Raw genomic sequence first — 25,588 nt, forward strand, 5'->3', positions numbered from 1 at the left:
CTGATAGCGGAAGCCGCGTCATGCGCATCGTCTTCGTCCTGACCTATCCCACGCATCACGGCATCGCCGACCGCGCCGAATGGCTGCGCTGGGACAATCGCGACCGGCGGATGCCCGGCATCCTCGCCGAACGCGGCGTGTCGGTGGCGCTGTGGGGGCTGGCGCGCGAGCCGCTCGACACCGTGTCGGCGCTGCCCGGCATCGCGCCCTACCCCATCCGGCTGTTCGCGCCGTCCAACCCGCAGGCGCGGACCCGCGACCAGGTGAGCGACACGCTGGTCGCCGCGGCGCGTGCCGACCCGGCCGACCTGTTCGTGCTGATCGGCAGCAACGGCGGCGCGGGCTTCGACCTGTTCAACCGGGTGCTGCGCCCCGACCATCGCCGTTTCGCCGTCATCATCGGCGGCGACTGGTGGAGCCGGATCGTGCCGCACGCCGCCTTCGTCTTTCCCGAATCGGCGGTGCAGGAGGTGCGGCTGGCGCATCCCGGCCGGCGCTTCTGGCGGCGGGCAATCCCCCGCCACGCGATGCAGCGCCTGCCCAAGACGATCGACACCGAGCGCTTCGCGCCGATGGCGGCGGACAAGCGCTACGACGTGATCGCGACCAGCCGCCTGACCCCGTACAAGAAGTTCGACGAGATCGCGGTGCTGGCCGACAACCACCGGGTGGCGGTGATCGGCGACGGGCCGCAGGCGACGCGGCTGCGCGCGCGCTTTCCCAGGGTCGAATGGCTCGGCCATGTCCCCAATGCGCAGGTGCCCGGCCTGCTGGCGCAGGCGCGGCTGTTCTTCCACGCCGGGCGGCGCGACTATTTCCCGCGCGCTATTCCCGAAGCGATGGCGTGCGGCCTGCCCGTCGCCGCGTTCGACGACCGGATCGGGCCGGACGTGATCCCGCCCGCCTGCGGCCTGCTGGTGCGCGACGGCGACTATGCGGCGAAGGTCGCCGCGCTGCTGGCCGATCCGGCGGCGATGGACGCGATGGGACAGGCGGCGCGGGCGCATGTCGTGGCGACGCACGGACCGCGATCGTCCGAAGCCGCCTGCACCCGGTTGATGGAGCTTTGCGCATGACCCGCTGGACCTTCGTCATCGCCTATTACAACGAGGCCGACTTCCTGCCCGCCACGCTGGCAGCGCTGGCGGCGCAGCGCGTGCCGTTCCGGCTGGTGCTGGTCGACAACGGCTCGACCGACGCCTCGCCCGCGATCGCGCGGCGGTTCACCGCGCCGGGGGTGGAGCTAGTCCACCTCCACGAAGCGCGACCGGGCAAGATCCACGCGCTGGAAGCGGCGATGGCCGAGCTCACTACCGAGTTCTGCGCGTTCGGCGATGCCGACACCTTCTACCCGCCGCACTATCTGGCGGAGGCGGAGCGCGCGTTCGATGCCGATCCGCGCACGGTGGCGGTGATGGCGCTCGGGGTGGATTCGAGCGGCCAGCCGGTCCGGCGCGCGCTCTATTCGGGCATCGTCACCCGGCTGCTGTCGAAGCAGACGCATACCGGCGGCTATGGCCAGGCGTTCCGTACACGGGCGCTGGTGGCGGCGGGCGGCTTCTCCGAGAAGCACTGGCCCTATGTCCTGCTCGACCATGAGATCATGCAGCGCGTCGCGAAGCTCGGGCGCGTCGTCTATCCCTATCGCTTCTGGGCCAAGCCTTCGCCGCGCCGGGCCGACCGGCGGCGGGTGCGCTGGACGCTGGCCGAGCGGCTGCTCTATCACGCCACCCCGTTCGCGGCGAAGGACTGGTTCTTCTATCGGTTCCTGGGGCCGCGACTGAAGGCGCGCGGGATCACCCACCTCAACCTGCGCGACAAGCCGTGGGAGGGAAAGGCGTAGCGGCGGATCGGCCAGAGTCTGATCCACTTGCGTGGAAGCGGTGCCGGCCCGCTCCAGCTTTGCTGGATCAGACTCTATGGGGTGACGGTCACGTTCGGGCGGACCACGTTCACCCGCAACACCGTGCTGGCCTTGTCGCGACGGCACAGCCCCGCGACCCCCTCGACGTCCAGCGTCTCGCCCGAATCGATGTCGCGCACGACCAGCCGGACCGGCAGGTTGCACATGCTGTCGTCGCCCGCCTTGGGCGCGTAGAACATCGTTTTCGGCACCAGCGGCCGGTCGAACTGGTTGGGCGTCCACTGGCGCACGCCGTCGCGTTCGCCGCGGACGAAATACAGGCCGGTGACGACGTAATTGCTGGTCTGGTTCAGGATGATGAGGCAGCCGATCCGGACGCAGTTGCGATCCTCGAAATCGCGGGTCCGCGCCCATAGCCTGTTGTTGGCGACCGCCCGTTCCGCCCAGCCCGGCTGCGTATAGGTCATCGGCAGGATCCTGCCGCCGTCATCGACGCCTTGCGCGAAGGCAGGGGCCGCCGTCATGCCCAGCATGCCTGCGATCGCCAAACGAACATATCCGCTCACCCGCATCGAACCGCCTCGCTGCAACAGGTCGGAGGGAGGATAGGATACGGACGACCGGCGGACAAGCGCTACCGCTCGATCCGGAACACCCCGTCCGCGACCGGCGACAGGCGTGCACCGACCGCCGCCGCCGCACCGGCCAGCTCCCCCGCCGCGCGCGGGTCGTCCGCCGCGATCTCCACGACGCTCGCCCCGTCGCGCAACGCCCGCGCCAGCCGGATCGCGGGCCAAGGGCACCGCATCCCCCGCGCGTCGATGCGGATCACTTGCTGTGGTCGAACGGGTTCTTCGGCGCGCGCAGGTTCAGGCGGACCGGCACCGCGCCGAAGCCGAATTCCTTGCGCAACCCGTTGATGAGATAGCGCTTGTAGCTCTCCGGCAGCTGATCGACGCGGGTGCCGAACAGCACGAAGCTCGGCGGGCGCGTCTTGTTCTGGGTGATGTAGCGCATCTTGACCCGCTTGCCGCCGGGTGCGGGCGGCGGGTTCGCCTCCAGCGCGCGGTCGAACCAGCGGTTGAGCTGGCCGGTCGACACGCGGCGGCTCCACGCCTCGCGCGTCTCGAACGCGACCTTCATCAGCACGTCCAGCCCCTTGCCGGTCGCCGCCGACACGGTCAGCAGCGGCACGCCCTTCGCCTGCGCCAGCCCTTCGTCCAGCGCGCCCTTCACCCCGTTGAACAGTGACGAGGCATGTTCCGCCACGTCCCACTTGTTCAGCGCGATCACCAGCGCGCGCCCTTCCTGCAACACGCGATCGGCGATCTTGATGTCCTGCAACTCGAGGCCCCGCGTCCCGTCGAGCAGCAGCACGACGACCTCGGCGAAGTCGATCGCGTGGAGCGCGTCGGCGACCGACAGCTTCTCCAGCTTCTCCTGCACCCGCGCCTTCTTGCGCATGCCCGCGGTGTCGATCAGCCGGACGGGCCGGGCGTTGCCCTCGGCATCGGTCCATTCCCAGTCGACCGCGATCGAATCGCGGGTGATCCCCGCTTCCGGCCCCGTAATCAGCCGGTCCTGCCCGAGGAAACGGTTGATGAGCGTCGATTTTCCGGCATTCGGGCGGCCGACGATCGCCAGCTTGAGCACGGCGGTCTGCGGGTCGTACTCGCCCTCTTCCTCCTCCGCGAGTTCCTCGTCCTCGCGCTCGATATAGGGGCGCAGCGCCTCGAACAGGTCGGCGACGCCCTCGCCATGCTCGGCGGACAGCTGCACCGGATCGCCGAAGCCCAGCGCCAGCGATTCGAGCACGCCGTTCTCGCCCGCGCGGCCCTCCGCCTTGTTCGCGACGAGCACGACGGTGCCGCCCGAGGAACGCAGCCAGCGGGCGATCTCTTCGTCCAGCGGCGTGATCCCGGCGCGCGCGTCGATCATGAACAGCGCGACATCGGCCATCTCGACCGCCGCCTGCGTCTGCATCCGCATGCGGCCGGGCAGCGTCGCGGCGTCCTCATCCTCGAACCCCGCCGTATCGACGATGGTGAAGTCGAGGCCGAGCAGCGTCGCCTCGCCCTCGCGCCGGTCGCGGGTCACGCCGGGCTGGTCGTCGACCAGCGCCAGCCTTTTGCCCACCAGCCGGTTGAACAGCGTCGACTTGCCGACATTGGGACGGCCGATGATGGCGACGACGGGAAGAGGCATGGGGATTCCTGGGGTGTGCGGATGCGCACGAGTGTAGGGATTATGGGTCGGGGGGTCGAGAGGGTGCCCACGCTCGTCGTTCCCGCGCAGGCGGGAACCCATATACGCCGACGCAGCGCTTCCATCGGCAGCGCTGCGTCTATGGATCCCCGCCTTCGCGGGGATGACGGGAACGGAGAATTACTTCCAGGCGGTCAGCTGCCCCGCATCGTCGAGCAGGTACAGCACGCCGTTCGCCACCACCGGCGACAGGGTATAGCCCGCCTTCGCGCGCGTTTCCTGCGTCGTGGTGATGCTGCCGTCGGTGGTCGAGGCCGACACCAGCTGCCCTTCGGAATTGGCGAGGATCAGCCGGTCGCCCGCGAGGATCGGGCCGACCCAGCTGATCGGCCCCTTCTTCTTCTTGACGTTGCGGAAGCCGGGCAGCTGCTGCACCCAGCGCAGCTTGCCGCTGCCGCGCGAGATGCACAGCAGCCGCGCGTCGTCGGTCACGACGAAGATCCATTCGCCCGCGACCCACGGCGTCGAGATGCCCGCCAGATTCTGTTCCCACAGCCGCTGGCCCGAGGTGAGTTCGAGCGCGACCATGCGCCCGCCCTGCCCGACCGCATAGACGCGGCCGTTGTCGATCACCGGTTCGGCATCGATGTCCGCCAGCGCCGATACCGAGGTCGAGATCGAGGTGCGCGACAGGCTGTCGCCCCACACCGACCGACCGTTCTCGTAGCGATAGGCGTTGAGTTCACCCGACGAGAAGCCCGCGACCACCGTGCCCTGCGCCGATGCCGGGGCGGCCACGCCGAACACGCCCTGCGCCTCGAGGCTGCCCGACTGGGTCCACACGACCTTGCCGTCGGCCTGGTCGAGCGCGAAGAGCTGATTGTCCTGGCTGACGACATAGACCTGCCCATTGGCGAGCGAGGGCGCGCCGCGCAGCGGGCCGCCGGGCTTGGCGCGCCACACCTCCTTGCCGTCCGCCGCGTCGAACGCCACCACGTCGCCCAGACCGTCGGTCGCGAACACGCGCCCGCCCTCGGTGCTGACGCCGCCGCCGAAGCGGGCGCGCGGGTTCTCGTCGCCCTTCACCGTCTGCGCGGTCCAGATCGTAGCACCGGTGCCGGCGGCCATCGCCGTCACCTTGCCGTCGACGTCGATCACGTACAGCCGATCGCCCTCCACCACCGGCGCGGCGGCGAGGCGGGTGCGGGTGTTGCCGCCGACGATGCGCTGCGACCACAGCTGGGTGAGGCTCGCGCCCAGCGCCAGATGGCCCATCGACTTCGAGGCGTTGCCGCCCGGCTGGTTCCATGCCGCATTGGTTTCGGCGAGCGGCAGCACGACCTGCACCGCCGCCAGCGCCGGATCGGCGGTGGCAAGGTCTTCGGACGCGAGGATCGGCACGCGCTGTCCGACGATCGGCGTCTTGCTACGCCCGCTCCCCTTGAACGCGCCGCAGCCGCCGAGCAGCGCCAGCGCCGCGACCGCCGCCGAGAGTTTCAGGTGCATCTTCATGGGGAAAGCTTCCGGACTGGATGGAATGGGGTTGCGGATCAGCGCGCGGTCGCGCCGCCGGCATCGACGCCGAGCGAGCCCGCCATCTGCACCGCGCGCGCCCGCACCGACTGCGGCACGCCGTCGGTCTGCGCGACCAGCGCAAAGGTCTGTCCCGCCTGTTGCAACTTGTTCTGGCGGAGGTAGGCGATCGCCACCATCTCGCCCGCGCTGCCCAGCCACGGGCTGTTCTTGTCGGCAAGACCGCGCAGCCGGTCGATCACCGCCTGCGGGGCAAGGCTGTCATATTCGACCGCGGTCCGGCGGACGAGCGCGAGGTCGCGGAACGGCTGCGCCAGCGATTCGTCGGCGGCGACCTTGCCGAAGGCGGCGGCGGCGCCCTTCAGATCCTTCTTGCCGAGCAGCAGGTCGGCCTGCGTCAGCAACGCCGTGGCGCGCACCGCGTCGCGGTTCGAGGTGGTGAGCGCCTGCACCGCGGCGGTCGCCTCCGCCACGCGCCCCGCCGCGACATCGTCGAGCGCCAGCGCCAGCTTCTCGCCCTGCTCGCCCGCCTGCGTGCGCTGGTGATGCTGCCACCAAGTCCAGGCGCCGAAGCCGGCAAGCGCGATCAGCACCGCCGCGATGATGAGGACGCCATAGCGCTTGCCGATGTTCGACATCTGCTCGCGACGCAGTTCATCGTCCACTTCGCGAATGAAGGCGTCGTTGTTCTGCGGGGTCAGCGCCAAGGGGGAAGCTCCAGGGTAACGATCAAGCGCGCTCCTTTAGCCGAGGGTCGCGCGAAACGAAAGCGGGCGGCTCAGCCCTTGGGCGGATAGAGTTGCGCCGCACCCGGAAAGGCGCGCGATCGGACATCGGCGGCATATTCGCCGACCGCGGCGGAAATATGGCCCGCAAGGCCGCCATAGGTCTTCACGAAGCGCGGCGTCCGCTCGAACAGGCCGAGCATGTCCTCGGCGACCAGCACCTGCCCGTCGCACTGCGCCGACGCGCCGATGCCGATCGTCGGCACCGCGATCGTCCGCGTGATCTCGACCGCGATCGGTTCGACCACGCCCTCGATCACCACCGCGAACGCGCCCGCTTCGGCGATCGCCGTCGCATCGGCCACGATCTTCGCCGCTTCCTCGGGGCTGCGCCCGCGCGCGCCGTATCCGCCGAGCTGGTTCACCGCCTGCGGCGTCAGCCCGACATGGCCCATCACCGGAATGCCCCGCTGCGACAGGAAGGCGACCGTCTCGGCCATCGCCGTGCCGCCCTCCAGCTTCACCGCCGCCGCGCCGGTGGCCTTGAGCAGCATCGCCGCGCTCTCGAACGCCTGGCTCGGGCTGGCTTCGTAGCTGCCGAAGGGCATGTCGATCACGACCAGCGCGTGATAGCTGCCGCGCACCACCGCGGCCCCATGCGCCGCCATCATCTCCAGCGTGACCGGCACCGTGGAGGGCAGGCCGTAGATCACCTGTCCCAGGCTGTCGCCCACCAGCAGCATGTCGCATTCCGCGTCCATCAGCTGCGCCATGCGCACGGTATAGGCGGTCAGCATCACCAGCGGCGTCCGCCCCTTGGCGGCGCGGATCGCGGGGATGGTCAGGCGCTTCATCGGCGCGGGCGTGGGCGTCGCGTGGCTGGTGGCGGTATCGATGGTGAAGGTCGTGGACATTTCCGCGCCTTAGCGGACGAACCTCAGCGAAGCCACCCGCGCGCGACGGCGTGCCGGGCCAGCGCCAGCTGCCCCAGCGCGATCACGAAGATCAGCAGCGGGAACGGCACCGTCGCGGGCGCGCCCTTCACCGCGATCAGATCGGTCGCGGCGAAGACCCAGCCGAACTGGACCGCCACCGCCAGCAGCGACAGCGCGAACAGCCCCGCCGCGATCCGCCGCCGCACCACCAGCGCCAGCGCACCGAACAGCCCGCTCCATGTCGCGGTGGCATAGACCCAGTCGAACCAGCCGGGCCGGGCGAAATAGAAGCGCCGCTCATATTCGGTGAGCGTCGACAGCGCCGCGTCGCCCATCGTCGCATGGTAGTAGAAGGCGGCGATCCCCGCGAAGCCCCACAGCACCAGCAACACCGCGACGATGCGGAACCAGCGCGGCGGCTGGCGGACGAAGACCGACGACATATGCTTCCCCCAAAGCATGATTCGGCTCGTCAGCGTAATGATTCTGCCGGCGACCGCAATCGTCCGAAATCAGCCGAAGCGCGCCGCATAGCGATCGGGCTTGAACCCGACCTCGATCCCCCGATCGTCGACCAGCACCGGCCGCCGGATCATCGCCGGTTGCGCCAGCATCAGCGCGACCGCACGATCCCGATCGAGATCGGCGCGCTCCGCCTCCGGCAGTTTGCGGAACGTCGTGCCCGAACGGTTCAGCAACCCCTCCCAGCCGAGCGCATCGACCCATCCGGCGAGCAGCGCGGGATCGAGCCCGTCCTTGCGATAGTCGTGGAAGCGATACGCGATCCCCGCAGCGTCGAGCCACGCCCGCGCCTTCTTCATCGTGTCGCAGTTCGGGATTCCGTAGAGGGTCGTCTCGGTCATGGCGCAGGCGATAACGCGGAACGGCGCGGACCGCGAGCGGGACCGTGCCGCAGCGGTTCGACCAGCGCGACCAGCCGCGTAAGGATCGCCGGGTCGGAATCGATCGCATGGTGCGGGATCCCCTCGGGCGTTTCGACCCGGCACCCCGCCGACCGGAGCGCGGCGACCGCCGCCGCGTCATACACCCGTTGGTCGGCGGGGGAGACGATGATGCGCACCCGCGCGCAGTTGCCGAGCAGCACCTGCGCCAGGCTGCGGCGGTAATGGTCCGGCCCCCAGAAGGAGGTCCGCATCGCCCGTTCGGGGGCGCAGGTCCGCCGCATGCCGTCCGGCTGCCACTGGCAGATGGTGGCGTTCAGCCGGCGCCAGTCGGTGCGCTGGTCCGACAGCCCTTCCTCGGGACTGGTCATCAGCGGGGCGAGCAGGATGCGCGGGCGGCAGCGCGCGGTGCACGCCGCCGCCGCCAGATAGCCGCCCGCGCTGATCCCGATCGTCGCGACCAGCCGGTCGCCCGCCCATGCCTCCAGCGCGCGGACCTGCCGGATGGCGTCGGGCAGATCGGGTTCGGGATGACGGCTCTCCAGTTCGCCGCGATACAGCGGCAGCAGCACGACATAGCCCGCCGCGACCAGCCGGGCGGCGATCGGATGCTCGGTGGCGGCCAGCCGGGGCCCGCCGTTCAGCAGTACCACGATCCGGCTGCGCGCATCGACCGGCCCGCCCCGGCCATGGATGACGGTCATCAGCCGCCCTGCCGGGGTCGGCAGATAGTTCACCTGCCGAAACGCCCGCGCGACCGGATCGACGACCTCGCCCGAACAGGCGGTATCGCCCGTCTGGAGATTGAACGCGGTCTGCACCGCATTGTAGCCGACGAAGCTGCGGCACAGGAAACCGGGGATGGGCTGCAACCGCGGCTCGGGCCGCCCGGGCAGGACCGTCCGGCGCATCTCCGGGTCCGGCGGCGCCTTCGCGGGCGGTCCGGCGTCGCGCAACACCGTCTGGCCCGGTGTCAGCATCAGCGCGAGCAGCGTTGCGATCATGGCCGATCCCCGTCAACGGCCACCTGTGCGGACCAAGGATTGCGGGTGTGCGCCATGTCGGCGTTCCCCGCAACCCGTTCCGTCCGTCACATAAACCCGCCGCGATCACGCCGCATGGCGATAGCGCCGGGCGCGATCGTGCGGTGCGGCCGCCGTTGCCGCCGCGTCGCCCAGCCGGAAACGCGCTACGTGGCGGGACAACGCCTCCGCCTCGGTCGCGAGGCTGCGCGCCGCCGCCGTGCTTTCCTCGACCATCGCCGCATTCTGCTGCGTGACCGAATCCATCTCGTTCACCGCGGTATTGACCTGTTGCAGGCCGAGCGCCTGGCTGTCCGCGCCCGAAGCGATCGTCGCGACCAGATCGCCGATCTCGGTCACGCGGGTGACGATGCGGTCGAGCGCATGCCCGGTTTCGCCGACCAGCCCGACGCCGTTCTCGACCTGCGCCCCGCTCGCCTGGATGCGCGACTTCACGTCACGCGCGGCATCGGCCGAGCGCTGCGCCAGCGCGCGCACCTCCGACGCGACGACCGCGAAGCCGCGCCCGGCCTCGCCTGCGCGCGCCGCCTCGACCCCGGCGTTCAGCGCCAGCAGGTTCGTCTGGAACGCGATCCCGTCGATCACCGAGATGATCTGCGAAATCTCGTCGGATGCGCGCTTGATCCGGCCCATCGCCTCCACCGCGTCGCGCACGATCCGCCCGCCTTCCTCGGCGTCGGCGCGGGCGGCGGCCATCGTCCGGTCCGCCTGCTGCGCGCCCGCCGCGGTGCGACGGACGGTGGTGGTGATCTCGTCCATCGCGGCGGCGGTTTCCTCCAGCGACGCCGCCTGATGCTCGGTACGGCGCGACAGGTCGTCGGATGCGCTGCTGATCTCGGTAGCGCCGGTGCGGATCGCCCCCGCCGAGCGCGACACCGCGACCATCGCCTCCGCCAGCGCGGCCATCGCCTGATTGAAATCGGTGCGGATCTTGGCGAAGCCGCCGGTGAACTCGGCATCGATCCGCGCGGTCAAATCCCCCCGGGCCAGCGCGTCGAGTGCGGTGCCGACTTCCGCCACGACCTGCTGCTGCTCCGCCTCGCGTTCGCGGGCGACGACGGCGGCGGCGCGGAACACCTGCAGCGCATCGGCCATCTCGCCGATCTCGTCCCTGCGCCCGATGCCGGGAATGTCGCTGTCGGTATCGCCCGCCGCCAGCGTGCGCATCCGGGCGGACAGCGCCTCGACCGGCAACGACAGCGAGCGGCCGATCCCGCGCGAGGCAAGGCCGACCAGCACCAGCACCAGCAGGCCAAGGCCGCTGAGCACCGCAGCGGCCTTCCACACCGCCGCATCGATCCGGTCGATATAGACCCCCGACCCGATCACCCAGCCCCATGGCGCGAAGCCCGTGACATAGGACAGCTTGGGCAGCGGCGTCGGCTGCCCCGGCTTGGTCCAGTTATATTCGAGGAAGCCCGCCCCCTTCGCCTTCACGATCCGCACCATCTCGACGAAATGCTGCTTGCCGTTGGTGTCGCGGTTGTTGGTCAGATCGGTGCCGTTCAACTCGGGCTTGACCGGGTGCATCAGCATCCGCGGATGCATGTCGTTGATCCAGAAATAGTCGCCGTCGCCGTAGCGCAGCGTGCCGACGGTCGCGAGCGCGGCCTTCTGCGCATCGGCGCGCGTCATCCGCCCCGCGACTTCCTCGTCGTGATAGTGGACGACGACGGCGCGGGCGGTTTCGACCACCTGCTGCGTGCTGCGGGCGATATCGTCGTGCATCACCGCCGACAGGCGGAACAGGCTGATGCAGAGCACCGCGATCAGGCCGAGCGCCGCGACGACGCCGATCAGGTTGATTCGACCGCGCACCTTCAGTTTCATGAATTGCTCTCCCCTCTTCGCGGAGGTGCTGCACCCAATTGCTGAAGATATGCTTTACCGCGGCGACAACGGCATTGACGCATGCCCGGACGCCCGATAGCCTTTGCGAATGAGTATCAATAGCGAGGCAATATGTACGCGCTGATCGATCGTCCGCTGTCCGTGCTGTCCCCCGGCGACCGTTTTCTGGTGGACGCGATCCGCCTGTGGGTGGTGGCGGGCACCGCCTGCCAGAACGCACCGGCGATGCTCGCCGCCCGCTTCGCGCGGGCGGGCGCGCTCGACGCGCTGGACGATTTCGACCTGTGGATGACGCAGCTTGCGGCGCATGCCCGCGTGCCGATCCAGATCAACTGTAAATGCGGGCTTGTGACCGACGATGAATCGGTTCTCTTGACCTTGGCGCGCGATCTCGTAACGGGGCGCGATGCGAAGGCGCGGACCACGCTTTCGCTGCTGGTCGCCGATCAGGCGATCGCACCCATTTTTTGCGCGCTGGCCCGTACGGCGGCGATGCTCGGCCAGATCGGGCTGCCGCCGGGGTCCAGCGTCCGGACGTAAGGATTACCGATGAGCGACCGCACCGCCGTGACCCACGGCCTCGAACCGACCAACGCGCTGAGCGTCGAGCGCGTGCGTTCGGTGCGTCACTGGAACGAGCATCTGTTCAGCTTCACCATCACCCGCCCGCCCAGCTTCCGCTTCCGTTCGGGCGAGTTCGTGATGATCGGCCTGCCCGGCGACAACGGCAAGCCGCTGCTGCGCGCCTATTCGATCGCGAGCCCCGCCTATGCCGAGGAGCTGGAGTTCCTGTCGATCAAGGTGCCGGACGGTCCGCTGACCAGCAAGCTGCAGCAGATCGTGCCGGGCGACGAGATCTATCTCGGCAAGAAGCCGACCGGCACGCTCGTCACCGATGCGCTGAAGCCCGGCAGCCGCCTGTTCATGCTGTCGACCGGCACCGGCCTCGCCCCGTTCCTGTCGCTGATCCGCGACCCGGACGTGTACGAGATGTATTCGTCGGTGGTGGTCGTCCATTCGGTGCGCCGGGTCAGCGACCTCGCGTTCCGCACCACGCTCGAATCGCACCTGTCGGGCGATCCGCTGGTCGAGGACCAGGCGGCGCAGCAACTCACCTATGTGCCGACCGTCACCCGCGAGCCGTTTCACACGACGGGCCGCATCGACGCGCTGGTCGAGAACGGCACGCTGTTCTCCTCGCGGATCGGGGGCGCACAGGCATTCGATCCGGAAACCGACCGCATCATGCTGTGCGGATCGACCGAGATGATCCGCGACTTCTCGCAATATCTCGAAGGGCTGGGGTTCGAGGAAGGGTCGAACGCCAAGCCCGGCGACTATGTGATCGAACGCGCGTTCGTCGGCTAATCTACCCTCCCGACAAACCCGTTCGGTTCGAGTAGCGATCGAGCGAAGTCGAGAGCGCGTATCGAGAACGCCTGGCCCGGGGCGGGGCGTTCTCGACGGACGCTTCTCGACTGCGCTCGAAGCTGCTCGAACCGAACGGGGGTGTGAGGGGGAAGCGCCCCCTCAGTAACTTACCCGGATCGTCCCCAGCACCGTGCGCGGCGCGGCGTAATAGCCCTGGTCGTAGTTCAGCGCCCCCAGATAGCTGGCATCGGTCACGTTGCGCACGTTCGCGCTCAGCGCCACGCGCGGCGTCAGTTCGTAGCGCGCCAGCAGGTCGAGCGTCGCATAGCTGCCTTGCGTGATCCGGATCGGCGTCGTCGTGCCGGGCACCAGCGCGCCGGGCTCCAGATACATGCGGCTCTGGTACTGCCCCGAAGCGCCGAGCTTCAACGCGGGCAGCGCGGCGGGGGTCCACGACAGGTTCAGGCGCGCGGTGTCGCGCGGCACGAAGGTGCGCACGGCCTCGTCGTCCTCGCCCCGGATGCGCATCGTGGTGAAGCCCGCCGTCGCCTGTAGCCCCGGCACGATCTGCCCGCTCAGCTCGAACTCGATCCCCTGCGACTTCGCATCGACGCCGCGATAGAGCGTCTGGCCGATCGTCGCGTCGAAGCCCGCCGCCTCGGCGGTGTTGTTCTGCCGCGCCTGGAACAGCGCGACGCTGGCGTTCAGCTTGCCGCCCCACCATTCGCCCTTCAGCCCGACTTCCAGATTGTCGCCCTCGATCGGGTCGAGCAGGCGGCGGTTCACATCGACCTGCGTCTGCGGATTGAAGATCGTCGCGAAGCTCGCATAGGCGCTGATGCTGCCGCTCAGGTCGAGCGTGGTGCCGACGAACGGCAGGAAGCGGGTGCGGCGATAGTCGGTCGGTGCCCCGTACGATACGCCCTCGCTGAACGCGCGGGTCAGGTTGGCGCCGACCATCACCTTGAGCGCATCCGCCGGGTTGATCCGCACGAGGCCGTACACCGTCTCGCGCACCTGATGCGTGTCGAGGCTGTTGGTGAAGGCCGGGAAGTCCGGTTCCGGGAACGTCCCGTCGAACAGCGTCGCGAGCGGCAGCGGAATGTTCACCTGACTGAAGTCGTACGCCGAGTCCTGACGATAGCGCTGTGCCGAACGGTTGACGCCGAACATCACGTCATGCGCCCGCCCGAAGAGGGCGACGGGGCCGCCCGCATAGGCATCCACGGTCAGGTTGCGGGTCTCACCCCGGAAGGCGCCGGGATAGCTGAACACGCCCTGCCCCGTCGCCCGGTCGGGATTGCCATAGACGTAGAACAGCCGGTCGTCCTCGCCGATCGCCCGGCGCAGCAGCGACAGCTTGGCGGTCCAGTCGCCGAAGCGGTGGGTCACGTCGCCGAAGATCTGCCGATCGGTCACGTTCCAGCGCGCCCAGTCCGGCGCGACATTGGCCGAGCGGTCGAGGTCGATCCGCCCGCCGTCGGTGTAATAGAGCGGCAGCGCACCCCACATCGCCCCGCGCGTGGCGTGATCCTGATGGCCATAGGCAGCGCTGACCACGGTATCGGGGCCGATGTCCGCCTCGACGATGCCGTACCCGGTCCAGCGCTTCAGCCGATAGCGGTCGAGATAGCTGTCGCCGTCGACATAGGCGCCCACCGCCCGCGCCCGCACCGTCCCGTTGGCGGTCAGCGGCACGCTGACGTCCCCGTCGAGCCGCAGGTTGCCGAACGATCCGTACTGCGCCGCCGCCGATGCGTGGAAGTCGCGGGTCGGGCGCTTGCGGATGAAGTTGATGACCGCCGACGGATTGCCGGTCGACGACAGCAGCCCCGGCGCGCCGCGCACCACCTCGATCCGGTCATAGATCGCGGTGTCGATCGAACCGGTCTGGACCTCGAACGCGAAGGGCAGGCCGATGCCGTCGATCTGGAACGTCTGGATATCGAAGCCGCGCGCCGAATAGTAGAAGCGGTCGGTTTCCTGCGCCTGCACGTTCACGCCGGGCACGGTTGCCAGCAGCGCATTGACGTCGTTCAGCTGGAAATCCTCGATCTGCGCGCGGGTGACGACGCTGACCGACTGCGGCGTCTCGCGCTGGCTGAGCGGCAGGCGGGTGGCTGTGCTCTGGCGCGTGACCGCATAGTCGTCGCTGCCCTCGCTGCGCTGGCCGGTGACGACGATCTCGTCGCTACGCTGCGGCTCGTCGGCGGCGGCGACAGGATCGGTCGTGGCGGCGACTGCGGCGAGCAGCGCGGCGAGCGTGGACATGCGGAACTTCCCTTTGCTGTTTCGCGCCGGGTAGGCCGCAGTATCCGCTTTTGCAAGTCACTATCATTAGCCAGTTATGGAAGGAACTTCCCCAGCACGGCGACCGATTACCGCTCCAGCCCGCATGCCTCGTGGAAATTCAATGCGATACCGTTGTCGTCGCGCACCATCAGTTGCAGCTTGGGTACGCCGCGCACCAGCAGCCAGTCGGCGGCAGCGTCCATCAGCGCCCGTCCGATCCCCTGCCGTCGCGCATCGGCGGCCACCGCCAGATAATAGACCCAGCCGCGATGCCCGTCGTGGCCGACCATCGCGCTGCCCACGACCTGCCCCGCCGTGCGGGCGATCAGGACGGTGGCGGTCGGCGTCGCCAGCGCGCGGTGGAAATCGGCATGCGGGTCGTTCCACGGCCGGGTCAGGCCGCATGCCTCCCACAGTGCGACGACCTGCGCCGCATCCTCGGCCATCGCATCGGCGATCACCGGGCGATACATGCCCGACCGGCCCACAGGTCGGTCACGACCCCTTTGGCGTCATACAGGCCCGACAGCCCGCCGCTGCTGAACTCGCGACCGAGGCTCGTCTCGCCGACCGGGGCGTCGATCACCGATTCGACCTCGGCCTGCTTCGATCCGATCCCGACCCCGGCCATGGTCGTGAGGCCACGCCCGCGCGCCGCCCAGCCGACGAAGCGGTCGTCCTGGAAATACAGCCGGATGCGCGGATAGCTCGCCAAGTCGAGCGGACCTTCACCGCAGTCCGCATTGCGGCTGCGCTGGGGAAGCGCCTGCATCGCCGCCTCGGCGACGCGCAGCACGACCTCCGCCGGGGTGCCGAAGGGGATCGCCCGGCTGCTCGCCCCGGCAACGGTGGCAAGGCCGTCGGGCGCAAGGTTCAGCGCCACCGCGTTGCGGGCGGCGGCTTCCGCCCCGGCGGGCGCGTCGCAGCGGATGCGGCGCACCGCCTGCCCCTCGCCGGTCAGCTCGATCGCGCCGCCCTCGACCAGCGCCAGACGCCAGCGGCGCTGGGTGGTGATCCCCGACCGGTCGAGCACGACATCGACGTCGACCGCACCGGCTTCGGCGGCGGTGATCCCCCGTGCGGGCAGTTCGTCGTCGCCCAGCGTCAGCCGGTCGGCCCCGACCAGCAGCCGCTGCGCCCCCGCCACCGGCGCACGGCAGGACGCGGCATCGACATCCCAGCTGCCGACGAATCGCGCCGGGATCGCGGCCAGTGCCTCGGGCGTGGCGGCGGGCAACGGTGCTGGCGCTTCGGCGGCGGGTTCCTGCGGTGCGGCGCTATTCGTCTCCGGCGCGGCGCTGCAGGCCGCCACCAGCGTCAACGCACCCGTCATCCACCACCGCATCGCCTGCTCCTGTCCGCGCCTTGCCGCGGCACGACTGCCGCAAAACCGGATGGAGGGAAAGACGGCCTAGCGCCGGTCGCCCCGTGCCGGTCGCGGCTCAGCGTGCCGGGGCCGCTGCCACCGGGGCCGCCAGCGATGCCCGATAGGCGGCGGCGGGCAGTTCGATCACCTTTACCCGCGCGGCATTGGGCGCCTCCAGCGACTGGAGGAACGAGCGCGGCTTCTTCATCAGCTTCGGCGGCTCGACCACCAGCAGCCCGACGCGCCGCGCCGCCTCCGCCACGAAATGCACGCAGTTGCGGCGGTTGAGATTGTAGCGCGAATTGCCCTTCTCGCCCCATTCGTCGATGAGCGATCGCACCGCGGCATATTGCCCATCGGTCATCACGACCGAGAAATGGGCGTTGCTCTTCGCGATATAATTGGGCTTGGGCCGGTCGATCATGCCGCCGACGGTGCCCATCAGGATCGCCGGGGTCAGCGCCCTGGCGGTGAAGCCGTAGCTTTCGTCGATCGCCGCGCCCCCGGCGTCGGGCGTCCCGGCCAGCGTGAAGAAGGCGTGCGGGAAATTCTGGCCGAACTCCTGCGACCAGAAGGTGATCGTCACCGCCGCCTGTGCGGGAACGATCGTTCCGATCAGCAGCAGCAACGCCGCCACCGCCTGCGCCAGCATCCGTCGGGATCGATCGATCGTCATGCGCCCCGGATAGCGCAAACGGCGCGTCCGCTCCAGCGCGCGCGCCGTTCCATGTCGTACCGTATCGCTCAGGGTCGGTCTGGAAACGTGCATGCTGGACGTTTTACGGTGCCTGCCCGCTCCCCCACCCGGCCACCCACATGGTATCCTCGATGGGTGGCCGGGTGGGGGAGCGGGCAGGCACCGCGCGAAGCTCGCCCTTCGGCGAGTTTCCAAACGGACTCTCAGTCGTGCCGCGCGCGCGCCGCCTCGGCCTCGGCATCATAGCCCGACGACGGTGCCGGATCATTCTGCTCGGGACGCTGCGTGGCGGAGATCGGGTCGGAGGCGTCCATCGACTCGTTCAGCCCCTCGTCCAGCCGTGCGTCGGCGCTGCCGGGGTTCGCCTCGACCCGGTCGGTCACGTCGGCGTCCTGCGCCGCATCGCCGCGGCCGGGGATGCCTGCCCCTGCCTCGCTGCCGTCGGGGGCGACCGCCAGCGAATCGAGCGCCTTGTCGTCGAAGCCCTTGGTATCGTTATCCATGTCCCTCACTCCTTCGCCGCCATCAACGACAGGGAGCGGCCCCGCGTTCCGCACAAAGCAAAGGGGCCGGACGGTCGCCCGCCCGGCCCCTCGCCCGTCATGTCCGGCGCAACGCCTATTCGCGGTTGCCGAGGAACGACAGCAGGAACTGGAACATGTTCACGAAGTCGAGGTAGAGCGACAGCGCGCCGAGGATCACGGCCTTGCCCGCGAAGTCGGTACCCGCGACGTGAAAGTACATCTCCTTGATCCGCTGCGTGTCATAGGCGGTCAGGCCCGCGAACAGCAGCACGCCGACCGCGCTGATGACGAGGCTGAGCGTACCCGACTGGAAGAACAGGTTCAGCAGCGACGCGACGATCAACCCGACCACGCCCATGATCAGGAACGTGCCGAAGCCCGACAGATCCTTCTTGGTCGTATAGCCGTACAGGCTGAGCGCAAGGAACGCCGACGTCGTCGCGAAGAAGGTCAGCGCGATCGACGGCCCGGTGAAGCGCAGGAAGATCGTCGACATCGACAGACCCATCACCGCCGCAAACGCCCAGAACAACCCCTGCGCCGCCGGGGTCGACAGCCGGTTGATGCCGAAGCTCATCACCATCACGAAGATGAGCGGCGAGAACATGATGACATATTTCAGGATGCCGGGCTGGTAGAACACGGCCGCGGCGGGCGAGGTGTCGCCGCCCCACGAAAAGAGCAGCGCCACGATGCCGGTCAGCAGTACGCCCGAGGCCATGTAATTGTACACCGACAACATATAGGACCGCAGCCCTTCGTCGCGCGCCATGTCGCGGGTGCGCGTACGGGTAATCGGTGCGGCCGTCGTCCGGGGGTCGGACCAGTTCGCCATGAGTAACTCCTCTTGCCGGCAATGGGCCGGTCAGGGGAAATATCGCGCTCGCCGCGCCGGTTTTCAAGGCAAAGGCGGGGAGCAACATTTTGTTACGCCGCCGCCACCATCGATGGCCGGTGGCGTTCGACAAGCGGGAAATGAGGAACTGCCGATGCACCGACTGTTCGTGGCCCTGCGCCCGCCCCCGGCGATGCGTGCCGCATTGCTGGCGACGATGGACGGCATCGACGGCGCCCGGTGGCAGGACGACGGACAGTTGCACCTGACCCTGCGCTACATCGGCGCGGTCGAGCGCCCGGTCGCCGAGGATGTCGCATTGGCGCTGCACCGCGTCCACGCACCCGCGCTCGACCTCGCGCTCGACGGTGTCGGGCATTTCGACGCCAAGCGCGGCGGACGTTCGGTCTGGGCAGGCGTCGCGCCCGGCGATGCGGTGAAGGCGCTGCACCACAAGATCGACCATGCGCTGGTCGCGATCGGCCTGCCGCCCGAGGGGCGCGCCTTCGTGCCGCACGTCACGCTCGCCCGGCTGAACCGGGGCTGCGGACCGATCGACGGCTTCCTTGCCGCCCATGCCGCCCTGACCTCGCCGCCGGTGCGCTTCGATCGATTCGTGCTGTACGAAAGTCACCTGTCGCCCGACGGCGCGTGGTACGAACCCGTCGTCCGCTATCCGCTCGACTGATCCCGCCCGCCCGCTCCGCTCGTCGCGACTCCGCGGAAATGCTGTCGTTTCGTTCATGAAACCGTCAGCCGCCGCCTGCGTTAAGCCCCCCAGCAACGACGCGGAAGAGAAGGATCATTCCCATGCGTAACATCGTCCTGGCGCTTGCCGCCGCATCGCTGATGGCCCCGGTCGGCGCGACCTGGAGCAAGCACGGCATCTCGGTCGGCAAGACCGAGGCCGAGGCGCAGCGCCGCTACAAGTATCGCGAATGGCGCGGCCGTGACGGTCGCCGCTACTGCCGCCGGTCGGACGGCACCACCGGCCTGGTCGTCGGCGGCGTCGCGGGCGCGCTGGTGGGTCGCACGGTCGACACGCGCGGCGACCGCACGCTCGGCACGCTGATCGGCGGTGCCGCGGGCGCGCTGGCCGGTCGCGAGATCGAGCGCAGCGGCAGCCGTGGCCGCTGCCGTTGAACCTTCGCGGAGCTGACGTATTCTGAGGGGCGGGTCCGGCGACGGGCCCGCCCCTTTTCCTGCATGAGGTATTTCCGCGATGATCCGCAGCGCTTCCGCCCGGTACGAAGGTCTGGGCAAGGACGGCAAGGGCCATGTGTCCACCCAGTCGGGCGTGCTGGCCGACCAGCCGTACGGCTTCAATACCCGGTTCGAGGACGGCAAGGGCACCAACCCCGAGGAACTGATCGCCGCCGCCCATGCGAGCTGCTTCACCATGGCGCTGAGCTTCGCCCTCGCCGGTGCGGGCTATGGCGACGGCACGCTGGAAACGACCGCGAAGGTCACACTCGACAAGGACGGCGACGGGTTCAAGGTGAGCAAGTCGGCGCTGACGCTGACCGCCACCGTCCCCGGCATCGACCCTACCAAGTTCGAGGAGATCGCGGCAGGTGCCAAGGCGGGCTGCCCGATCTCGAAGCTGCTCAATGCCGAGATCACGCTGGAGCACACGCTGAACGGCTGACACGGTCGCTGCCTCGCCATGTCCGGTTTCGGGTGTGGCGGGGCGCATCGCCGTTTGACCACCAACGCTTCACCATTTCGCGCTATCGTGCCGCCCGATGTTGCGCGTCCTTACCCTCGCCACGCTGTTCCCCGATGCGACGCGCCCCAATTTCGGGGTGTTCGTCGAGCGCCAGACGCTGGGGCTCGCCGCATTGCCCGATGTGGCGGTGCGGGTGGTCGCGCCCGTCGGTCTGCCGCCCTTTCCGCTCCGGCTCGCGCGCCGCTATCGCCCCCTCGCCGCCCTGCCCCTGTCCGAACGCTGGAAAGGCCTGTCGGTCGAACGACCGCGCTTCGCCAATCTGCCGCTGACCGGGGGGCGGTTCCATGTGCCGATGCTGATCCGCACGCTGCGCCCGTTGCTCGCGCGCATCCGGCGCGATTTCGCGTTCGACGTGATCGATGCCGAGTTCTTCTTTCCCGACGGCCCGGCCGCGGTCGCGCTCGGCACGGCGTTCGGCGTGCCGGTGTCGATCAAGGCGCGCGGGGCGGACATCCACCATTGGGGCCACGCCCCGGCGACGGCGGCGCAGGTCCGCGCGGCGGGCATGGCGGCGGACGGGATGCTCGCCGTGTCGCAGTCGATGGCCGACGATATCGCCGCCGCCGGGATCACCCGCCCGGTCCGCGTCCACCGCACCGGCATCGACCGCACCCGCTTCGGCAGCATCGATCGTGCAGGCGCACGTGCGCGGCTGGAGGTTAACGGGCCGCTGGTGGTGTCGCTGGGCGCGCTGATCCCGCGCAAGGGGCACCGCATCGTGCTGGAGGCGGTGGCGGCGTTGCCCGGCGTCGCGCTGTGGATCGTCGGCGGCGGGCCGGACCGTGCGATGCTGGCCGCGCGCATCGCCGAACTGGGCGTCGGCGACCGGGTACGGCTGACCGGGCCGTTGCCGCACGATACCCTGCCCGACCTGCTCGCCGCCGCCGACGTGATGGCGCTGGCCTCCGCGTCGGAGGGTCTCGCCAATGCATGGGTCGAGGCGCTGGCATCGGGCACCCCGGTCGTGATCCCCGATGCAGGGGCGGCGCGCGAGGTCGTCACCGCCCCCGCCGCCGGACGGATCGCCGCCCGCGATTCCGCCGCCTTCGCGCAAGGTATCGCCGCGGTCCTGTCGCAGCCGAGCGACCCTGCCGCAACGAAGACGACCGTCGATGCCTATAGCTGGGAACGCAACGCCCGCGAGTTGCGCGCCCATCTCGCCGGGCTGGTGGCGGCGTATCCAACGGGATCGCGCGCGGTTTGACGAACGCGGCTATCGGCCATCGGTGTTCCCCCGCCTGCCCGGCGCCTGGTGGATCGTCACGTCATCGACGAGTGCCATCCGCACGAACGTCCGGAAATCGTCGGCGACGAACGCATCCCGGCCGCCGCCGATCAACGCAATCCGCCCGCGGTTCGGACCATCGGAGCAGCAAATGGCCCACGCATAGCACCACAGGAGATAATCGGCGAAAACGAGATAGGCGCCGCTTTCCGCCATGATCGTCCGGCCGATGTCCTCCGCTTTCCAGTCGGCGCATTCCTCGGAGAGCGGCTTGATGTCCGCCACGCCCCACCATTGAGTGCCGAAGTCGTCCATGAAGGTCGCAGCAGGTGCCGCATGGCCGAGATAGGCCCGGAAATCCTCGGGCAGTCGCAATGCATACCGCTGCTCCAGCGCATCAGCAGCTGCGCGGGTGCGATGGCGGGTGTAGATAAACGGGTCGGACGACGCCCAGCGGCCGCCAAGCGCCGCATATAGGCTGGCCCCGTCCTGATCGAACAAGGCAGGATCGATCGGCAGGGTTGCCGGCGGCATCTGACGCCCGGGCCGTATCCAGCGCTTGAGCCAATTGAACATTCGGCAGCCCCCACCCGCATCGAGAGGGTTACAGCGGGTAGAGCGCGCCTGCGATCCAGCGACCCTCGTCGCGCAGCACGCCCCATGCGCGGGCGGCGGCGCGGCTGTCCATCGCCTCGATGCCGAGCCCCTTCGCATCCAGCGCCCGCACCAGCGCGCGCGGCGGCTGGCGCAGCGTCGCGCCGGTGCCGAGCAGCAGGAACTCCGGCGGCGGATCGATCGCGAGCACCGCGTCGAGCGCGGCCACGTCGAGCGTGTCGAACGCGGGCGGCTCCCACCCTTCGGCCCGCTTCGGGGTCAGCAGCAGCGCGCCGTAGATGCCGTCGTCCACCCGGAACCCGGCGGCGCTGAGCCCCGAGACGACCGGACCGTCGCCCTGCCGGACCCGGTCGAGCTTCACCGGCGCTTGGCCGTTTTGGTCGGCACCGGCTCCTTGACCGTCCCCTCGCCCACCGGCGCGCCGGGCTTCAGCCCCAGCGAGATCAGCAGCGACGACGAGACATAGATCGACGAATAGGTGCCGACGATCACGCCGAGGATCATGGCGGCGGTGAAGCCGCGCAGCACATGCCCGCCGAACACGATCAGCGCGGTCAGCGCCAGCAGGATGGTCAGCGAGGTCATGACCGTGCGCGGCAGCGTCTCGTTGACCGACAGGTCGATCAGCTCGCGCATCTCCATCTTGCGGAACTTGCGCATGTTCTCGCGGATACGGTCATCGATCACCATCTTGTCGTTGATCGAATAGCCGATGATGGTCAGCACCGCCGCGACGATCGTCAGGTCGAACGGCATCTGCGTCAGCGCGAAGAAGCCGAGCGTCATCAGCACGTCGTGGATGATCGCGACCGCGGTCGACACGCCGAACTGCCATTCGTAGCGGAACCACGAGAAGATCGCGATGCCGACGATCGCCAGCAGCACCGCCAGCACGCCGTTGGTGACGAGCTCCTCCGACACCTTGCCCGACACGGTCGAATAGTTGCTGAAGGTCGCGCCGGGGAATTCGGTGGCGAGCGCCGACTTCACCTGCTCGACCAGCCGGTCGGTCGCGCCCGCGTCGCCCTCGGGCACCGGCAGGCGGATCGACACCAGCTTCGGATCGCCGAACTGCTGGATCGCGGGTTCGCCCACGCCCAGTCGCTCGATGGTGGCGCGCACCTGGTCGATCGCGGGGGGCGCGGCGAACTTCTCCTCGATCGCCACGCCGCCCATGAAGTCGACGCCGAAGTTCAGCCCGCGCGCGAAGACGAGGCCCACCGCCAGCAGGCTGAGCACCAGCGTGACCGCGAACGCGACCTTCCGCACCGCGACGAAGCGGATGTTGGTATTGTCGGGTACCAGTTTGATGAGACGCATGGGGTCAGGGCCTAGATGGTGATGTCGGTCGGGCGATGGCGGCGCATCCATCCGGCGACCAGCATGCGCGTGAAGGTGACGGCGGTGAACACCGAGCTGGCGATGCCGAGCAGCAGCACGACCGCGAAGCCGCGGATCGGGCCGGAGCCGAGGATCAGCATGATCCCGCCCGCGATCGCATGGGTCACGTTCGCCTCGAAGATCGTGCGGCTGGCTTCCTTGTAACCCAGCTCCAGCGACTGGAGCACCGACCGCCCGCGCCGCCGTTCCTCGCGGATGCGTTCGTTGATGAGCACGTTGGCGTCGACCGCGGTGCCGATCGTCAGCACGAAACCGGCAATGCCGGGCAGCGTCAGCGTGGCGTTCAGGAACGCCATGACCGCAATGATCATCAGGATGTTGAGCACGACGGCGATCGTCGAATAGATGCCGAAGCGGCCATAGGTCATCACCATGAAGGCGATGACCGCGATGGTCGCGATGATCGCGGCGGTGACGCCCGCCTTGACCGAATCGGCGCCCAGTTCGGGGCTGACCGTGCTTTCCTGCACGACCGCCAGATCGACCGGCAGCTTGCCCGAGCGCAGCGCGATGGCGAGCTGGTTGGCGCTGTCGACGGTGAAGCCGCCGCTGATCGTCGCCTGCCCGCTCGGGATCGCCTCGTTGATCCGGGGGGCGGAGATCACCTTGTTGTCGACGATGATCGCGAACGGCTTGCCGACGTTCTCGGCGGTCGTGCGCGCGAAGCGGCGGCCGCCGTCGGCGTTGAAGTTGATCGTGACGTTGGGCTGGTTGTTCTGGTCGTAGCTCTGCTTGGCGTCGGCGACCTGATCGCCCGAGATGATCGTCGAGCGCTTGACCGCGACGAAGCCGGGGCCGTCGGCGTTCGGCAGCACCTGGCTGCCCGCCGGGGCGCGCCCCTGCGCCACGGCGGCGGGATCGGCGGTCAGGTCGACCAGCTTGAATTCCAGCCGCGCGGTCTTGCCGAGCAGATCCTTGAGCGCCTTCGGGTCCGAAAGGCCGGGCACCTGCACGACGATGCGGTTGCTGCCCTGCTGGATGATCGTCGGTTCGCGGGTGCCCAGCGCGTCGATGCGGCGGCGCACGACCTCGGTCGCGTCCTTCATCGCATTCTGGATCGCGAGGCGCAGCCCGGCCTGGGTCGGGGTCAGCACGAAGCGCGTGGTGTCGCGCACCTCGATGTCCCATTCGCGCTGGCCGGTCATGCCCGCGCCGCCGCCGGTCAGGCCCAGCAGCTTCTCGCGCGCGGCATCGACCTGCGCGGCGTCACGCACCATGAAGCTGATCTGGCCGTTCCGCGTCGAGATGTCGCCCACCGCGACCTGCGGCGACCGGCGCATCTCGGTCGCGATCATGTCGCGCATCGCCTCGATCCGGACGCCCGCGACGTCCTCGGTCTTGGCTTCGAGCAGGATGTAGCTGCCCCCGGCCAGATCGAGCCCGAAGTTGATCGTCGGCGTCGGCACCCAGCCGGGGAGCTTCGCGCGCGTCGCCTCGGGCAACAGGCTCGGCACCGCGAACAGCGACAGGAGGATGACGGACGCCCAGATGGCGATCCGCTTCCAGCGGGGAAAGTCGAGCATCAGTCGTTCGCGGGCTTGGCGCCGGCGGGCGGCGTGACCTCGGCGATGGTCGCCTTGACCACGCGGACGCGGGTGTTGGCGGCGATCTCGACCTCGAGCATCGCGTCCTCGACCTTCGTCACCTTGCCGATGATCCCGCCCGAGGTGACGACGGTGTCGCCGCGCTTGATCGCCGCGAGCGAGGCCTGCAGCGTCTTCATCCGCTTCTGCTGCGGCCGAATCAGCAGGAAGTAGAAGGCGACGAAGATCAGCAGCAGCGGCGCGATGCCGACGAGCGTGCCGAGGAAACCGGCCGATCCGGCGGGCGCGGTCGCGGATTGGGCGAAGGCGGAGGGTACGAGCATTGCTGGCCTGAATGTCCGAATATGAGAGCGGCTGCCGCGCGAACGGCGTCCTGTCAGGTGCGGGCAGCTATCATCTGCGCGGAGCCCACGCAACATATGCCTCGGCGCGACGCTTCGGGCTTGCATGATCGGCGCGACCCGCCTAAAGCGCCCGCTCTCTCGTCGGGGCGTAGCGCAGCCTGGTAGCGCATCACACTGGGGGTGTGGGGGTCGCAGGTTCGAATCCTGTCGCCCCGACCAGAGAATCCGGCGGTTCTGTCCGCCGCGGGGGCGCGAATCGCCCCTCCCCTTCGGAACCGCCGCCATGGCCCGCAAGAAGCGTTACCTGACCGCGACCATGGCCGACGGCTATGTCAAGACGATCGGGCCGACCAACGCGCGCTTCACCCATTACTGGCGGATCGTCGCCCGGCTGCCCGGCGGCGGCACCGAGGTCTTCTGGGGCCATGCCGCGTCGCTGAAGGAAGCGAAGGCGAAGCGCGCGGCGATTCCCGAGGCGCAGCGGATGCGCGGATGGACCGGCCATGCCTTCGAGGTCGTCGAACTGGTCGAAACGGCGGACCCGCCGTCACCGTAGCCGTGAACCCGCGGCACGACGTCGCTGTCAT

30 protein-coding genes and 1 tRNA gene are annotated in these 25,588 nt (G+C 69.2%); 10 read left to right on the top strand and 21 right to left on the bottom strand.

Going from position 1 to position 25,588, the window contains the following annotated elements; all coding sequences use genetic code 11:
* Nucleotides 1-20 precede the first annotated feature (20 nt).
* The gene (locus tag ABLE43_RS07200; RefSeq protein ID WP_348977805.1) at nt 21-1,076 is read left to right on the top strand and encodes a glycosyltransferase; all 1,056 of its coding nucleotides are present in this window, start codon (nt 21-23) and stop codon (nt 1,074-1,076) included.
* Nucleotides 1,073-1,843, top strand: a complete 771-nt coding sequence (locus tag ABLE43_RS07205) for a glycosyltransferase family 2 protein (protein ID WP_348977806.1) — start codon at nt 1,073-1,075, stop codon at nt 1,841-1,843. Before ABLE43_RS07200 ends, ABLE43_RS07205 begins: the two co-directional genes overlap by 4 nt.
* A 74-nt stretch (nt 1,844-1,917) precedes the next feature.
* On the opposite strand, the gene ABLE43_RS07210 is transcribed toward ABLE43_RS07205, so the two are convergent.
* The 10 genes from ABLE43_RS07210 to ABLE43_RS07255 form a co-directional block, all read right to left on the bottom strand.
* A complete protein-coding gene (locus ABLE43_RS07210) occupies nt 1,918-2,388 on the bottom strand; it encodes a hypothetical protein (RefSeq protein ID WP_348977807.1) in 471 nt (156 codons plus the stop codon).
* A 110-nt stretch (nt 2,389-2,498) separates the two neighbouring features.
* The gene (locus ABLE43_RS07215; RefSeq protein ID WP_425475237.1) at nt 2,499-2,696 is read right to left on the bottom strand and encodes a sulfurtransferase TusA family protein; all 198 of its coding nucleotides are present in this window, start codon (nt 2,694-2,696) and stop codon (nt 2,499-2,501) included.
* Complete coding sequence (der, locus tag ABLE43_RS07220; protein WP_348977808.1) at nt 2,693-4,069, bottom strand: ribosome biogenesis GTPase Der; 1,377 nt, start codon at nt 4,067-4,069, stop codon at nt 2,693-2,695. The genes ABLE43_RS07215 and der overlap by 4 nt, the downstream gene beginning before the upstream one ends.
* 180 nt (nt 4,070-4,249) lie before the next feature.
* Nucleotides 4,250-5,581 (bottom strand): outer membrane protein assembly factor BamB family protein, encoded by a 1,332-nt coding sequence (locus ABLE43_RS07225; protein WP_348977809.1) that lies wholly within the window; start codon nt 5,579-5,581, stop codon nt 4,250-4,252.
* Nucleotides 5,582-5,619: 38 nt separating this feature from the next.
* Nucleotides 5,620-6,309, bottom strand: a complete 690-nt coding sequence (locus ABLE43_RS07230) for a tetratricopeptide repeat protein (RefSeq protein WP_348977810.1) — start codon at nt 6,307-6,309, stop codon at nt 5,620-5,622.
* Between the two features lie 71 nt (nt 6,310-6,380).
* The gene (gene panB, locus ABLE43_RS07235; protein WP_348977811.1) at nt 6,381-7,241 is read right to left on the bottom strand and encodes a 3-methyl-2-oxobutanoate hydroxymethyltransferase; all 861 of its coding nucleotides are present in this window, start codon (nt 7,239-7,241) and stop codon (nt 6,381-6,383) included.
* Nucleotides 7,242-7,264: 23 nt separating this feature from the next.
* Entirely contained in the window at nt 7,265-7,705 is a 441-nt protein-coding gene (locus ABLE43_RS07240) for a hypothetical protein (protein ID WP_348977812.1), read from the bottom strand.
* Nucleotides 7,706-7,774: 69 nt separating this feature from the next.
* The gene (locus ABLE43_RS07245; RefSeq protein WP_348977813.1) at nt 7,775-8,125 is read right to left on the bottom strand and encodes an ArsC family reductase; all 351 of its coding nucleotides are present in this window, start codon (nt 8,123-8,125) and stop codon (nt 7,775-7,777) included.
* On the bottom strand, nt 8,122-9,168 hold the full coding sequence (locus ABLE43_RS07250) for an alpha/beta hydrolase family protein (protein ID WP_348977814.1): 1,047 nt from the start codon (nt 9,166-9,168) through the stop codon (nt 8,122-8,124). Before ABLE43_RS07250 ends, ABLE43_RS07245 begins: the two co-directional genes overlap by 4 nt.
* 105 nt (nt 9,169-9,273) lie before the next feature.
* On the bottom strand, nt 9,274-11,037 hold the full coding sequence (locus ABLE43_RS07255; protein WP_348977815.1) for a methyl-accepting chemotaxis protein: 1,764 nt from the start codon (nt 11,035-11,037) through the stop codon (nt 9,274-9,276).
* Nucleotides 11,038-11,169: 132 nt separating this feature from the next.
* On the opposite strand from ABLE43_RS07255, the gene ABLE43_RS07260 reads away from it, so the two are divergent.
* Together ABLE43_RS07260 and ABLE43_RS07265 are read left to right on the top strand one after the other, a co-directional pair.
* The gene (locus tag ABLE43_RS07260) at nt 11,170-11,598 is read left to right on the top strand and encodes a hypothetical protein (protein ID WP_348977816.1); all 429 of its coding nucleotides are present in this window, start codon (nt 11,170-11,172) and stop codon (nt 11,596-11,598) included.
* Between the two features lie 9 nt (nt 11,599-11,607).
* Nucleotides 11,608-12,426 (top strand): ferredoxin--NADP reductase, encoded by an 819-nt coding sequence (locus ABLE43_RS07265; RefSeq protein WP_348977817.1) that lies wholly within the window; start codon nt 11,608-11,610, stop codon nt 12,424-12,426.
* A gap of 162 nt (nt 12,427-12,588) precedes the next feature.
* On the opposite strand, the gene ABLE43_RS07270 is transcribed toward ABLE43_RS07265, so the two are convergent.
* The 6 genes from ABLE43_RS07270 to ABLE43_RS07295 all read right to left on the bottom strand — a co-directional run bounded on the left by ABLE43_RS07270 (nt 12,589) and on the right by ABLE43_RS07295 (nt 18,143).
* Nucleotides 12,589-14,700 (bottom strand): TonB-dependent siderophore receptor, encoded by a 2,112-nt coding sequence (locus ABLE43_RS07270; RefSeq protein ID WP_348977818.1) that lies wholly within the window; start codon nt 14,698-14,700, stop codon nt 12,589-12,591.
* A 107-nt stretch (nt 14,701-14,807) separates the two neighbouring features.
* Nucleotides 14,808-15,194, bottom strand: a complete 387-nt coding sequence (locus ABLE43_RS07275) for a GNAT family acetyltransferase (protein ID WP_348977819.1) — start codon at nt 15,192-15,194, stop codon at nt 14,808-14,810.
* On the bottom strand, nt 15,179-16,066 hold the full coding sequence (locus ABLE43_RS07280; protein ID WP_348977820.1) for a hypothetical protein: 888 nt from the start codon (nt 16,064-16,066) through the stop codon (nt 15,179-15,181). The genes ABLE43_RS07275 and ABLE43_RS07280 overlap by 16 nt, the downstream gene beginning before the upstream one ends.
* 97 nt (nt 16,067-16,163) lie before the next feature.
* Complete coding sequence (locus ABLE43_RS07285) at nt 16,164-16,763, bottom strand: hypothetical protein (RefSeq protein WP_348977821.1); 600 nt, start codon at nt 16,761-16,763, stop codon at nt 16,164-16,166.
* A gap of 224 nt (nt 16,764-16,987) precedes the next feature.
* Nucleotides 16,988-17,287, bottom strand: a complete 300-nt coding sequence (locus ABLE43_RS07290) for a hypothetical protein (RefSeq protein ID WP_348977822.1) — start codon at nt 17,285-17,287, stop codon at nt 16,988-16,990.
* A gap of 115 nt (nt 17,288-17,402) precedes the next feature.
* Complete coding sequence (locus ABLE43_RS07295) at nt 17,403-18,143, bottom strand: Bax inhibitor-1/YccA family protein (RefSeq protein WP_348977823.1); 741 nt, start codon at nt 18,141-18,143, stop codon at nt 17,403-17,405.
* Nucleotides 18,144-18,297: 154 nt separating this feature from the next.
* Here ABLE43_RS07295 and thpR point away from each other — a divergent pair, with 154 nt between their 5' ends.
* The 4 genes from thpR to ABLE43_RS07315 all read left to right on the top strand — a co-directional run bounded on the left by thpR (nt 18,298) and on the right by ABLE43_RS07315 (nt 21,076).
* The gene (thpR, locus tag ABLE43_RS07300; RefSeq protein WP_348977824.1) at nt 18,298-18,831 is read left to right on the top strand and encodes an RNA 2',3'-cyclic phosphodiesterase; all 534 of its coding nucleotides are present in this window, start codon (nt 18,298-18,300) and stop codon (nt 18,829-18,831) included.
* Between the two features lie 122 nt (nt 18,832-18,953).
* Nucleotides 18,954-19,286, top strand: a complete 333-nt coding sequence (locus tag ABLE43_RS07305) for a glycine zipper 2TM domain-containing protein (RefSeq protein WP_348977825.1) — start codon at nt 18,954-18,956, stop codon at nt 19,284-19,286.
* A 79-nt stretch (nt 19,287-19,365) separates the two neighbouring features.
* Nucleotides 19,366-19,791 carry an OsmC family protein gene (locus ABLE43_RS07310; protein ID WP_348977826.1) on the top strand — a complete coding sequence of 142 codons (426 nt, stop codon included), beginning with the start codon at nt 19,366-19,368 and terminating at the stop codon, nt 19,789-19,791.
* Between the two features lie 97 nt (nt 19,792-19,888).
* Nucleotides 19,889-21,076, top strand: a complete 1,188-nt coding sequence (locus ABLE43_RS07315; RefSeq protein ID WP_348977827.1) for a glycosyltransferase — start codon at nt 19,889-19,891, stop codon at nt 21,074-21,076.
* A 9-nt stretch (nt 21,077-21,085) separates the two neighbouring features.
* Here the strand turns inward: ABLE43_RS07315 and ABLE43_RS07320 are convergent, their stop codons facing one another.
* From ABLE43_RS07320 to yajC, 5 genes are read right to left on the bottom strand one after another with little or no spacing between them, the layout of a single operon-like run.
* Nucleotides 21,086-21,673 carry an SMI1/KNR4 family protein gene (locus ABLE43_RS07320; protein ID WP_348977828.1) on the bottom strand — a complete coding sequence of 196 codons (588 nt, stop codon included), beginning with the start codon at nt 21,671-21,673 and terminating at the stop codon, nt 21,086-21,088.
* Between the two features lie 28 nt (nt 21,674-21,701).
* Nucleotides 21,702-22,073, bottom strand: coding sequence for an MTH938/NDUFAF3 family protein (locus ABLE43_RS07325; RefSeq protein WP_348977829.1), 372 nt, complete (start codon nt 22,071-22,073; stop codon nt 21,702-21,704).
* Nucleotides 22,070-23,032, bottom strand: coding sequence for a protein translocase subunit SecF (secF, locus tag ABLE43_RS07330; RefSeq protein WP_348977830.1), 963 nt, complete (start codon nt 23,030-23,032; stop codon nt 22,070-22,072). The genes ABLE43_RS07325 and secF overlap by 4 nt, the downstream gene beginning before the upstream one ends.
* 11 nt (nt 23,033-23,043) lie before the next feature.
* On the bottom strand, nt 23,044-24,636 hold the full coding sequence (gene secD, locus ABLE43_RS07335) for a protein translocase subunit SecD (RefSeq protein ID WP_348977831.1): 1,593 nt from the start codon (nt 24,634-24,636) through the stop codon (nt 23,044-23,046).
* Nucleotides 24,636-24,980, bottom strand: coding sequence for a preprotein translocase subunit YajC (yajC, locus tag ABLE43_RS07340; protein WP_348977832.1), 345 nt, complete (start codon nt 24,978-24,980; stop codon nt 24,636-24,638). The genes secD and yajC overlap by 1 nt, the downstream gene beginning before the upstream one ends.
* A 163-nt stretch (nt 24,981-25,143) precedes the next feature.
* Here yajC and ABLE43_RS07345 point away from each other — a divergent pair.
* Both ABLE43_RS07345 and ABLE43_RS07350 read left to right on the top strand, forming a co-directional pair.
* Nucleotides 25,144-25,220: transfer RNA gene (locus ABLE43_RS07345), tRNA-Pro, on the top strand.
* A gap of 64 nt (nt 25,221-25,284) precedes the next feature.
* Complete coding sequence (locus ABLE43_RS07350; protein WP_348977833.1) at nt 25,285-25,557, top strand: hypothetical protein; 273 nt, start codon at nt 25,285-25,287, stop codon at nt 25,555-25,557.
* Nucleotides 25,558-25,588 lie beyond the last annotated feature (31 nt).

This window comes from Sphingomonas silueang (genome assembly GCF_040049155.1).
Classification (GTDB): domain Bacteria; phylum Pseudomonadota; class Alphaproteobacteria; order Sphingomonadales; family Sphingomonadaceae; genus Sphingomonas; species Sphingomonas silueang.